The organism is Enterobacter sp. SM3 (assembly GCF_009811935.2).
Lineage (GTDB): Bacteria > Pseudomonadota > Gammaproteobacteria > Enterobacterales > Enterobacteriaceae > Enterobacter > Enterobacter asburiae_D.
Genome location: NZ_CP099971.1, coordinates 1,037,106 through 1,048,972, shown reverse-complemented (window position 1 = coordinate 1,048,972; position 11,867 = coordinate 1,037,106). Strand labels below are relative to the sequence as shown.

General features: G+C 59.0%; 7 protein-coding genes. All 7 read right to left on the bottom strand.

Going from position 1 to position 11,867, the window contains the following annotated elements; genetic code table 11:
* Positions 1 to 34: 34 nt before the first annotated feature.
* The 7 genes from GVO84_RS04795 to phoB all read right to left on the bottom strand — a co-directional run bounded on the left by GVO84_RS04795 (position 35) and on the right by phoB (position 11,700).
* Positions 35 to 1,420 (bottom strand): DUF3999 domain-containing protein, encoded by a 1,386-nt coding sequence (locus GVO84_RS04795; RefSeq protein ID WP_159513550.1) that lies wholly within the window; start codon positions 1,418 to 1,420, stop codon positions 35 to 37.
* Entirely contained in the window at positions 1,417 to 4,032 is a 2,616-nt protein-coding gene (locus GVO84_RS04790) for a DUF2339 domain-containing protein (protein WP_159513549.1), read from the bottom strand. The genes GVO84_RS04795 and GVO84_RS04790 overlap by 4 nt, the downstream gene beginning before the upstream one ends.
* Before the next feature lie 88 nt (positions 4,033 to 4,120).
* Positions 4,121 to 5,938 (bottom strand): maltodextrin glucosidase, encoded by a 1,818-nt coding sequence (gene malZ, locus GVO84_RS04785; RefSeq protein ID WP_159513548.1) that lies wholly within the window; start codon positions 5,936 to 5,938, stop codon positions 4,121 to 4,123.
* A 571-nt stretch (positions 5,939 to 6,509) separates the two neighbouring features.
* Entirely contained in the window at positions 6,510 to 7,883 is a 1,374-nt protein-coding gene (gene proY, locus GVO84_RS04780) for a proline-specific permease ProY (protein ID WP_159515602.1), read from the bottom strand.
* Positions 7,884 to 7,964: 81 nt separating this feature from the next.
* A complete protein-coding gene (gene brnQ, locus GVO84_RS04775) occupies positions 7,965 to 9,284 on the bottom strand; it encodes a branched-chain amino acid transporter carrier protein BrnQ (protein WP_024906795.1) in 1,320 nt (439 codons plus the stop codon).
* A gap of 409 nt (positions 9,285 to 9,693) precedes the next feature.
* On the bottom strand, positions 9,694 to 10,989 hold the full coding sequence (gene phoR, locus GVO84_RS04770; protein WP_121425607.1) for a phosphate regulon sensor histidine kinase PhoR: 1,296 nt from the start codon (positions 10,987 to 10,989) through the stop codon (positions 9,694 to 9,696).
* Between the two features lie 21 nt (positions 10,990 to 11,010).
* A complete protein-coding gene (gene phoB / locus GVO84_RS04765; RefSeq protein ID WP_008503265.1) occupies positions 11,011 to 11,700 on the bottom strand; it encodes a phosphate response regulator transcription factor PhoB in 690 nt (229 codons plus the stop codon).
* Between the last annotated feature and the right edge of the window lie 167 nt (positions 11,701 to 11,867).

Genomic DNA, 11,867 nt, shown 5'->3' with positions numbered 1-11,867 from the left:
TTTACGAAAAAGGCCCGCTTATGCGGGCCTTTTTTTATGCCTTACGCTGCGTCTCTCGCCAGATGCGCCAGGCCATGCCCGCCAGCAGAATCACGCCCGCAATCAGCACGCCCCATACCAGCAGCGTGTTCATCCTGCTCTCCCGCTCGGCCGCAGAGGTAGCAGTCAGACGCCCCTCGCCGCCTAATGCGACATTATCCTGAATGTCGGCCTGCGGCAGGTTTGCCACATCATAGGTCTTGCGCAGGTCGGCCGGGATCAGCATGCCGGGCTCCACGCTGGCAGGCTTTGCGGCGCCGTTGCCCCAGGCGAGCACGTACGGCGCTTTCCCCTGCGCGTTGAACACCAGATCGTAGCGGTCGCGATGTCCCGTGACGCTCGGCAGGTATTCTGGCAGACGCGCATTCAGCGTCGTGATTTTCACCGCCTGCACCAGGCCCCCGTTAAGCGAAACCGGTGGCGACGTTTTTCCCTCAAGACGATAAAGGACCTCTTTCTTCAGGGGGTGCCATGCGTCTTTTACCGTACTCCGCCACGCTATCTCCACGGGAAGGACGCCATCGCCATTCAGTGAGAGGCTGACAGCACTCAGCGGCTGCGGGCTCGCCCAGTGCCACTGCGCTTCGCTTGTCGATAGCTGCTCCCCTTCCCCCTCAAGATCGACCGCTTCCGGGGCCGCCTGGGCAGGTGCGCTGATGGCGTTTACGCCGGTCAAGGTTATCCCCTGGCTCTGTGCGTTCAGCACCACCATGAGATAGCGATTCGCATCGGGAGATAAAACCGTATCGGTATCGATCCGATCGAGCTTAAGACGATCCTGGCCGCTGACGACATCCAGCAAGGGCATATCCTCACGCAGGGTATACCAGCGCTTAAGATCCTCGCTGTAATAGACCGACGCCGTTCCCTGCCACGGCGTCTGAGGGGTATTCCAGAGCAGCTGCAGCTGGGATATAGCGATCTCTCCCGCAGCCTGCTCCGGCAGGGTCAGCAGATAATGTTGCCCGGCTGCGGCGGCTTTTTGCCCCTCCAGCACAATCTCAACGCCATTTCCGGAACGGAGCAGGATCTTATCGCTGTCACCGGATCCTTGCGAAGCCGCAAGCGGCGAGGCATCCAACGGGAAGAGGCGCAGCGCCGTGGATTGCGCTGGCGCCTGCGGGCGCGTCGCGCTGACCAGGCTGAAGGGAACCGGCTCGCCCGACTGGTTAAAGACGCGGACATCATGCAGTTCCGGCGACGTGCTTTGCTCATAAACGGCGAGCGGCAGCATCACCCGATACCACTGGGATGAAACAGACGTATCGAGTGAAAGACCAAAAGCATAGTCCCGGGGCGATTCCGTTTGTCCCTCGTCGCAAAACGCCGGGCCGGAAAGCGCCAGCAGCGCGGTACAGGCTACCGCTTTCATCCATTTCATTTTTCATCTCCTGTTTTGGGCGGTAGCGGTGAGAAATACCCCACGATCAGAACCAGTATCGCCACGCCGATAAACGCCACCGCGCGCGACAAACCGCCTCCGCCCGCGCTGTCCACCAGCATCAGTTTAACCATCACCACGCCCAGCAGCGCGGCACCGCAGAGCCACTCCTGCCGGGAAGCCCGACGGGTGGCATGGATCATGACCACCAGCGCGCTCAGCATCCAGAACAGGGCAAAGCTGGTCTGGATAAGCCGCGAATCCCACAGCGATGCCATATTCCAGGCCACGTCGCCGTACCAGGCCAGGGCGCGCATCAGCGCACCATTCAGCCACCAGAAGCCAAACGCCATAATCGCGACGGCAGGCCACGGTCGGGCCTGCGAGAGCCACGCCGGATAGTAGCGATCCACAGCCCGATAAAAGACCACCAGCCCCAGCAGCGCGAACGCCGCGCCTTCCTCAAGCGGGTTTACCAGCGGCAGCCAGGTCTGACGATAGACCACGCCGTCCTGGAAATTGGTCACCACCAGCAATACCAGCAGCGCCACGACCACGGGGATCGGTGCCAGGCAGGCGTAGAGCGCAGGCCACTCCCGGAACGGCCATCCGCGACGCCGTACGGCTGCAGAGAGCCCCATAATTACCCCGCCGCCTGCTGCCATCGCTAAACCGCTGCCCCAGGCCGCCATGCCCCACGGCAACGACCGGGCAAACCAGTAAAGCTCAGCGGCCAGCGCCAGCAAAATCATCCAGAACAGCGACAAATGCAGCCCCATCGCGATGCGCGGCAGGAGTCTTTCACCGTCGCGCCGCAACAGCATCAGCGCGGCAGGAAGCGCAACGCACCAGGCCAGATTTGACCACCCGGCGGCAACAATCTGCTGGTGCAAGAGCTGATACCCCACCATCAGCAGCATAACCGGCCACAGCAGCCATTTGCTGGCATCCAGCTCCCGCCACGCCAGACGAGCAGCCACCTGCCGCCAGCCCCAGACCGATGCCGCCGTCAGCGCCAGCACGCCCGCCAGAATCGGTAATTCCTGCGTCAGCACCAGCCGCGATGCGCCCAATAGCGCCACGAGCCAGAACAGCAGACCACCGGCCAGCAGCGCCCGGCTGACCGGCATAAAGAGAGTCCGCCACAGCCGGGCCGCAGCCAGCCAGCAAAGGCTGAGGATGGTGAAGATCAGCAGCAGGCTCAGCGACGTAACGCCGTTCGTTTGCGCCCACAGCGCGCTGCCGAGCGCCAGCACCAGCAGCGCCGTCCCGCTATAGCTCATGCGACGCTGGTTCTGCTGCACGCCCAGCCAGAGGATACCCAGCCCTTCCAGCGCCCAGGCCATCGCCGTCCAGCGCGCCGACAGCGCCAGCGGGATAGCGAGCGTCGCAAACCCGCCGCCGATCGCCAGCGCCGCCATGACCAGAGGTCGCCCGATGGAGGGATAGCGCCGCAGCGCAAGGAACGCGAGGGCAAGATAAAATGCGCCGTATCCCAGCGCGCTCAGGGCCGGGCCATATTCCCAGTGCCGGGTCATGCCGTACTGCATCCCGAAACCGATCAGCGGCGGGGCAAACAGCAGCACGCCGTCGATAATTTGCTTCCCTTTCTCCTGCGCCCGCAGCGACAGCGCCACGCTCAGGACGCCGAATATCAGCGTATTGGCAATCAGAAACAGCTGGCAGACCCCATAGTCTTCGGGCTGGTAGTCATTCAGTCCCCACAGGCCGCCCACGCCGAACGTAAACAGCAGCCCGAGCAGGTTCAGCTCGCGCCAGTGCTGCCAGATGCTGATAGCGAGAATGCCGATGGAAAGCAGGAGATAGAAAGAGAACAGCGCCACAAAGCTGCCGCCCCCGGTAGACAAGAGCAGCGGCGCAAGATACCCGCCGAGGCTCGCCAGCATGGCAAGGCTCAGCGCCTTCTGCAGCACCGCCAGCCCGACGCTTGCCGCGCATATCACCACCAGAAGCGCAAAAGCCAGCGTCATCGGCAGCATTTGCCAGAGCCGGAATGCGCCAAACACCGTCAGGTAGAGCACGCCGGTCGCCCCGCCCTGGAGGATTAGCGCATAGACACGCTGCCTGTGCCGCAGCCGCCACCCGACCGCCAGCAGAACGATGGCAAACAGCGCCGTTGCCACGAGGCGCAACTCAAGCGGGAACAGGGAATGTTCCACGGTATAACGCAGCAGGAATGAAAGACCGAGGAAGAGCAGCAGGATCCCAAGCTTCGCCAGCGGGTTACCCTGCATAAACCAGCGCACCAGCGAGGTCAGTATGCCGCCAAAGGCAGAAGGCTGTTTTGCCGCAGCCACCGGGGCCGGAGCGGGATCTGCCACGGCTGCGGGCGTATCGGGGCGCCAGGGGTCGACAGGCGCGGGAGCGTCCTCAACCGCAGGCGCGGTCACAGCCACCGGCGCGGTGGTCTGCACCGGCTCCGGCGCGCTTTCAGGCACGCCGCGCTGCTCAAGCGCCTCAATGCGCTGGCGTAGCCGGGCGATCTCCTGTCGCGCCGCCGTACTTCGATTAAAGCCTATAACCGCAAGCACGGGTGCCACCACCAGCGCAAAAACCAGGAACAAACAGCCAAGGATGTAAAGCTCGTCCATGTTTCCACCTTCACCGTAAACGATCCGTTAAGATTGACACAAATAGTTGCATTTGCGCCATCTTAAAAGGTGGAAACATTAGCAGGTCTTAGCTGCCGGACCAGATCGTCGCGGAAACCGCAGGCAGCGCCAGCACGCCATCCTGTATCGTCGCCTTGCCCTCTTTATTCTTCCACGTCGCCACCTTCAGCAGCGGTGAATCATCCAGCACCACTTCGCAGGCTTCGCCCCGGTTAATCGCCACCAGCACGCGCTGCTGGTTATAGACGCGAGCAAACACCACCACGTTATCGTGGGCGTACACCACCTGACAGCCGCCGTAGCGCAGGGCGAGACTCTGCTTACGCAGCTTCGCCAGCCGCTGATACAGGCTGAACAGCACCTTGTCCTGTTTCGCTGGCTCCCACGGGAAGGTTTTGCGGCAGAAAGGATCGTTGTTACCGTCCAGCCCCACTTCGTCGCCGTAATAAATGCACGGCACGCCCGGCCAGGTGAAGAGCCAGGTCACCGCGAGCGGCAGACGCGCCACATCCTTGCCGAGCAGGGATTTAAAGCGGGCGGTGTCGTGGCTATCGAGCTGGTTGAACATCCGCAGCTGCTGCTGATGAGACAGACCGGCGCGATAGTTCTCCATCCACGCCATGCAGGTTTCAGCGTCGATATGATTCGGATCGTAGGAGATATCGGTGTTAGCGAGGAATCCCCACAGCGGGAAGGTAAAGCCGCGATAGTTCATCGCCGCATCTTCCGCATCGTTCTGCAGCCACTGGCGCGCGTCGCCAAAGTGCTCGCCAAAGACGAACGCCTCCGGCTGAGCCGCTTTCGCCGAGCGCGCGATCCCGGCGACGTGCTGAAGGTTATTCCGCGCCCCGCCCGCTTCACCGAGCATATGCACCACGTCCAGACGCCAGCCGTCCATATTCCACGGCGCCTTCAGCCAGTGGCGCACGATGCTGTCTTCGCCGCCGTAGATTTCATTCACGAGCGTTGGCGACTGGAAATCCAGCTTCGGCAGGCTGGCATACCCCAGCCAGTCCAGCGCGCGGCCCTCCTCGTTAAAACTGTACCAGTCGCGCTGCGGCGAGTCCGGGTTATGACATGCCCCGCCCATCGACTGATTATGGCGGTCAAACCAGGCGTGCGAATCTCCGCTATGGTTGAACACGCCGTCCAGAATCAGGCGCATGCCTTCGTTTTGGGTGTTCTTGCGCAGGCGCAGCAGCGCCTCGTCACCGCCAAACTGCGCGTCAACGTGGCGATAATCTTCGGTATCGTATTTGTGCACGCTCGGGGCTTTAAATACGGGGTTGAGATAGAGCGCCGTCACGCCGAGCTTTTTCAGGTACGGCAGCTTTTCGCTGATGCCGTCGAGATCGCCGCCGTAAAACGTCGAGCCGCCAGCCTGCGCGGTTAACGGCTCGTCCCACGCTTTCAGGATAATGTCATGGCCCGCCGCATGGTGGTGATAGATCTTATCCTGGTCAGCGGTGCGCTTTTCGCTGCGCGCAAAACGGTCCGGGAAAATCTGATAAAAGACCTGATCGTTAACCCACTGCGGGCCGTTATCCGGGTAATCGACCGCAAACTGCTCCAGCCGTGCGGGCGGGAAACGGCTAAACCCCTGCGGGGTAAACCACAGCTGGCGGTTATTCCACAGCAGTTTGAAGCTATAACGGCGGCGCGGCTGCCCGCTGCTCAGGTCGATATTCGCCCGCCACGCCGTGATCCCCGGCTGCGGCTGGCTGCGCAGCTTGTGCATTTTCAGCCCGGTCTCTTCGTTATCTATTTCGGCGCGGAGCGTCACGCGTTCAGGCTGATTTTCCCCCGCCAGCCAAAGCGTAATCACAAGGTTGTCTTTGTTTTGCTTAACAAATGGGGCAACCGGAAGGTGCCAGGCATTTAACATCACGAATCCCCTTTGATGAAATTGACGTCACCTTGCCACAGGGTGGTTAAGGATAGCTCACCATGACGTGATTTATTGGGGGAGGAGGACGGGGGAGGAGGCAAAAATTGTCTGTCCCACAGGGCTGGGGATCTCCAGTAAGTCTTAAGCAGAAGCAATAAAGCTGCTTTCAGAATGACTAAAGGCTTAAAGCGATGCCCTTGTCCGGCTGTAAATCGCCGAAGCGTTTCCGTAAGGCCGGGGCGAGGCGCAGGGATGCGCCGAGAGGGCGTGGCCTGCAGGGATGCAGGCTCATGCCCGACCCGATAGCCTGAAGGAATAAGCTGAGGGAACCGCGAAGCGGCGATTTACCGCCGGGAGCCCGGGTCGCCAGGGCGGCGGCGATTGAGCCGCCCTGGCACGTTCACCGGTCATGTCGTTACAGAGTAGCAAGGAACATGAAGTGAACGGAATGACCACCACAGCCGTATATTCCCCCTCACCCCAGCCCTCTCCCTCAAGGGAGAGGGAGTCGTCGGTGCAAGTATCATTTTGGGGATCTCTCCCCCCACGGGGAGAGGGGAAAAGGATGTTACTGCGCTTCCGCCAGCTGACGGTCGCGGCGGCACTTAAACACCCAGCCGATCAGCAGCAGAACGATCCACGCACACCCAACGTACAGGGAAATGCGGGTATCCGGATGGTAGCCAATCAGCCCAATGATAAACACCAGGAAGATCAGCCCGACGACGGTCGTCGCAACGCCGCCCGGTACTTTAAACTTCAGCGCTTTCGCCTCTTCCGGCGACAGACGACGGCGGAAGGCAATCTGCGACAGCAGGATCATGATCCACACCCACACCGTCGCGAAGGTCGCCAGCGATGCAATCACCAGGAAGACGTTCTCCGGCATGATGTAGTTCAGGTAAACCGAGAACAGCAGCGCAACGGTCATGACCACGACGGTCACCCACGGCGTGCCGCGGCGTGAGGTTTTGGCGAACACCTTCGGCGCGCTGCCCTGCTCCGCCATGCCGTGGAGCATACGGCCCACGCCAAAGACGTCACTGTTGATCGCGGAAAGCGACGCGGTCAGCACCACAAAGTTCAGAATGCTGGCCGCAAAGGCAATGCCCATATGCTGGAAGGTCAGAACAAACGGGCTACCGTTGGTACCCACCTGATTCCACGGGTAGATGGACATGATCACGAACAGCGTACCCACGTAGAACACCAGAATACGCATCGGCACCGAGTTGATGGCACGCGGAATGGACTTCTCAGGATCTTTCGCTTCCCCGGCGGTGATCCCAATAATCTCGATGCCGCCGTAAGCGAACATCACCATTTGCAGCGACATGACCATCCCGAGCCAGCCGTTGCTGAAGAAGCCACCGTTGCTCCAGAGGTTATGGATGCCGGTCGGCTGACCGCCGTTGCCGATTCCCCAGATGATGATGCCGAAACCGGCCACGATCATGATGATAATGGTGGCGACCTTGAAGAAGGAGAACCAGAACTCCAGCTCGCCAAACACCTTCACGCTCATCAGGTTGACGGCGCAAATGATCAGCACCACGCTCAGCACCCAAATCCAGTGCGGCACCGCCGGGAACCAGACGCCCATATAGATGCCAAACGCGGTCACGTCGGCAATCGCCACAATCAGGATTTCAAAGCAGTAGGTCCAGCCGGTGATAAACCCGGCCAGCGGGCCGAGGTTTTCCTGCGCGTAGCGGGAGAATGAGCTGGCGGACGGGTTGTGAACCGACATTTCGCCGAGGGCGCGCATGATGATATACGCCGCCACGCCGCCGATAATGTACGCCAGCAGAACGCTGGGACCGGCCATTTTGATGGCATCTGCCGAGCCATAAAAAAGACCGGTGCCGATAGCAGAGCCCAGCGCCATAAAGCGGATGTGGCGCGTGCTCAATCCACGTTTAAGTTTGTTAGTGCTTTCCATTTAAATCTTGCCATTCAACACGAAAAAAACAAAAAACCACGGGGCCTTAAGCCCCGTGGTTAAACAGTTTGTTGCCGTTGATTAATGAGCGTTCGATGCGACCTGACGCCCTGCAGCACGGTCCCAGATAATGGCCAGAACCAGTGCAACAACGGTAGGCATCAGCCAGGCCAGACCCTGCTCGGACAGCGGCAGACGCTGTGTCCATGCCGGCAGTATGTGCGCGAAAGCTGATGCTTTAATCCCGTCAAGGATACCAAAAATCAGGCTGATAAACATGGCTGGCGCAATAATTCGTGAAGAGTTGTTCCACCAAGGGCGAGTAAAGCTCAGCACCACCAGCACAATACACGGCGGGTAAATCGCCGTCAGCACCGGAATAGAGACCTGAATCAGGTGGCTCAGACCGAGGTTGGACACCGCCATAGAGAAGATGCCGAGGATAAACACCAGGGTGCGGTAAGAGAGCGGCAGATACTGCGCAAAGAACTCTGCGCAGGCGCAGGTCAGGCCAACCGCGGTGACCAGACAGGCCAGGAAGATGAGCGCCGCCAGCAGCATACTGCCCGCACCGCCGAAGGTGTGCTGAACGTAGGCGTGCAGGATAGCCGCACCGTTGGCGTTCTGATCGACCAGCATGGCGCTGTCGGAGCCCAGACGGAACAGCGCCAGATACAGCAGCGTCAGCCCCACACCGGCCATCAGGCCAGCCCAGATGGTATAGCGGGTCAGCAGACGCGCTTCGGTCACACCGCGGGAACGCGCGGCGTTAACGATAACGATACCAAACACCATCGCGCCCAGCGTATCCATCGTCAGGTAGCCGTTCACAAAGCCGTTAGAGAACGCGGCATTTTTATAGGCGTCCATCGCGTCGCTAATCGGGCCTGCTGGCCAGACGATGGCCGCTACCGCCAGAACAATCAGCGCCACAATTTTCAGCGGAGCCAGGAAGTTACCCACGGTATCCAGCAGCTTGCCCGGATAGAGGGAAACCAGAATCACGATCGCGAAGTAGATCAGGCTGTAGATAAACAGCGGCATCGCACCGTCACCGGTCAGGGGAGCAATACCCACTTCGAAGGACACGGTTGCCGTACGCGGGGTCGCAAACAGCGGGCCAACGGCGAGATAGCAGACGGTTGCCAGCAGAACGCCCGCCACTTTGCCAATCGGGGTGCTGAGGCTATCCACGCCGCCGCCGACTTTCGCCAGCGCGACGACGGTCAGAACCGGCAGACCCACGGCAGTAATCAGGAAACCAAACGCGGCGGTCCAGACGTGTTCACCCGCCTGAAGGCCAACCATTGGAGGGAAAATGATGTTGCCTGCGCCAACGAACAGCGCAAATGTCATAAAGCCCAGCGCGATGATGTCACGCGATTTTAAGTGATGGGTCATAAAACCTTACTGCCTGTGGATGTGGTGTTGAAAACATTGAGATTTTCGATTTCCCTGACGGGACGATACAGCCGAAAATTTGCTCAATTTCAGCGGGAAATGCTCCCGTCCTGGCGTGGAGAAGAATAGTTTTTCGATTTACCACGCAAATACAGTCGGTCTGACAGTATCTGGGGCGCAATTTAAACGCTTATAACGTTTAAAGGCAAGGTGGGATCGCAAAACCAGAACAATATGCCATCATAAAAATACACGTTAGAATAATACGCTATTTATAAGAAAAACCCATGGCTAATCATGCGAACAAAAAACAGTCAGCCGTATATAATTCATCCGCGTTTCGCTTGACTGCAAAGCAAACGGGCCAGCAGACGCTGACCCGTGGAAAGGTAAAATGACACACCTGCCGTCAGGCGATCTTTTTGGCAATTAATCGTTCCGGGATCACGAAGCTGAAACGGGTTCCTTTACCCAGCGTACTCTGAATATCGAGACGGCTTTCATGGTGATTCACCGCGTGTTTAACAATCGCCAGCCCCAGGCCGCTTCCGCCTGTCTGCCGGGATCGCGCTTTATCCACACGGTAAAAGCGCTCGGTCAGGCGAGGAATATGCTCAGGCGCGATCCCCGGCCCGTCGTCTTCCACGCTAAACTCCGCCCCCGTTGGGGCATGGTGCCAACGCACCACGATATTCGTCCCCTCCGGCGTATGATTCACCGCGTTATACACCAGGTTGGAAATGGCGCTACGCAGTTCATCTTCGCTGCCCAGCACCTTCAGCGTATTGTCGACCTCAAAGGTCAGGTGATGCTTTTTGTGGCTTAACGTCTGCGCTTCACGCTCAACGACCCGCAGCATCATCGGGACATCAATGGTCTCATTTAGCGCAAGCGTTGGCGCCGCTTCAATCTTCGATAGCGTCAGCAGCTGCTTCACCAGCCCTTCCATCCGGTGCGTTTGCTCGCGCATGGTGTGCAGCGCTTTTTCACGCGGCGCGCCTTCAAGCGTTTGCTCCTGCATCATCTCCAGGTAGCCCTGAAGCACGGTCAACGGGGTACGCAGTTCGTGACTGACGTTGGCGAAGAAGTTGCGACGCGCCCCTTCCAGCTGGTGCATCTGGGTGACATCGCGCGCCACCATCAGCCACTGCTTATCGCTGTAGGGCATCACGCGGATTTCCAGATGGCGACCGTTATTGAGCTTCAGATTATGCGGGCGGGTAAAATCACGCGTTTTCAGATACTGCGTGAACTCGGGATAGCGCAGAAGGTTGAGGATATTCTGACCATTATCGTCGGGCCAGCGCAGGCCCAGCAGCTGTTGCGCAAGGCCGTTACACCAGAAGATTGTCCCTTCTTCGGTCGTTAGAATAACGGCATCCGGCAGCGACTCTGCACCGCTGCGAAAACGCTTAATCAGGCTTCCCAGCTCGCGGCGACGCTTTTTATTACGCATCTGCATCTGATGCAGACCGTACAGCAGCGGCTCCCAGCTGCCGCTTCCCGGCGGCGGCGTCATACTTCGGTCAACCCACAGCCACCACGAGAGGCGCAGCAGGTTCCAGAAATGCCAGATCAGCAGCCCGGTGACCGACGCCAGCAGAAACCACGGCAGGTGTCCAAGAAAGGCCCCCAGTAGGAAGGCCGGAATACAGCATAAGATCAGTTCAAAGACGAGCCTTTTCCATGACAGACGTTCCAGCACGCGTCACACTCCTGTCATTGTTCAGAAACGGGTAGAAAAACGATAACCCGTGCCGCGGACCGTCTGCACCATGCGATCGTGGCCGCTCAGTTCCAGCGCTTTTCGCAGGCGGCGAATATGTACGTCAACCGTCCGGTCTTCGACATACACGTTAGTTCCCCAGACGTTATTCAGCAACTGCTCGCGGCTGTACACGCGTTCCGGGTGGGTCATAAAGAAGTGCAGGAGTTTAAATTCGGTAGGCCCCATGTCGAGGGGATTTTCACCGGTCATCACGCGGTGTGAGGTGGGGTCAAGGCTCAGCCCCTGCATCTCAATTACCTCTTCCACCGCCATCGGCGAAATACGGCGCATCACGGCTTTAATGCGGGCAACCAGCTCTTTTGGGGAGAACGGTTTAGTAATGTAATCGTCCGCGCCGGTCTCCAGACCGCGAACGCGATCCTCTTCTTCTCCGCGCGCCGTGAGCATCACAACCGGGATGTCGCGGGTCAGCGCCTCGCGCTTCAGGTGTTTGATAAACTGCAGTCCGGAGCCGCCGGGCAACATCCAGTCCAGCAGAATCAGATCGGGCCAGGGTTCATTCAGCTGGTTCACTGCGCTGTCATAATCTTCCGCTTCAACCGGCTGGAAGCCGTTTTGCTCGAGCACGAAGCACACCATTTCACGAATTGGAGCTTCATCTTCTACGACCAGAATACGTCTCGCCATACTTTGCCCTGTCTTATCTTATTTAAGTTACAAGTTTGTAATTCGGCGCCATTATGCGTCAGATTTATGACAGATTTATGAAAAACAGTACCACGATAACGGGCAAACCGTTGTTTTATTACAGCGGTTATTTTCCCGTCTCTGAACGTTTATAATCCTGCTTTCTC

Excerpts from the sequence above, each read along its gene's own strand:
- malZ (WP_159513548.1), bottom strand. The coding sequence starts at position 5,938 with ATGTTAAATGCCTGGCACCTTCCGGTTGCCCCATTTGTTAAGCAAAAC.
- GVO84_RS04790 (WP_159513549.1), bottom strand. The coding sequence starts at position 4,032 with ATGGACGAGCTTTACATCCTTGGCTGTTTGTTCCTGGTTTTTGCGCTG.
- brnQ (WP_024906795.1), bottom strand. The coding sequence starts at position 9,284 with ATGACCCATCACTTAAAATCGCGTGACATCATCGCGCTGGGCTTTATG.
- proY (WP_159515602.1), bottom strand. The coding sequence starts at position 7,883 with ATGGAAAGCACTAACAAACTTAAACGTGGATTGAGCACGCGCCACATC.
- phoB (WP_008503265.1), bottom strand. The coding sequence starts at position 11,700 with ATGGCGAGACGTATTCTGGTCGTAGAAGATGAAGCTCCAATTCGTGAA.
- GVO84_RS04795 (WP_159513550.1), bottom strand. The coding sequence starts at position 1,420 with ATGAAATGGATGAAAGCGGTAGCCTGTACCGCGCTGCTGGCGCTTTCC.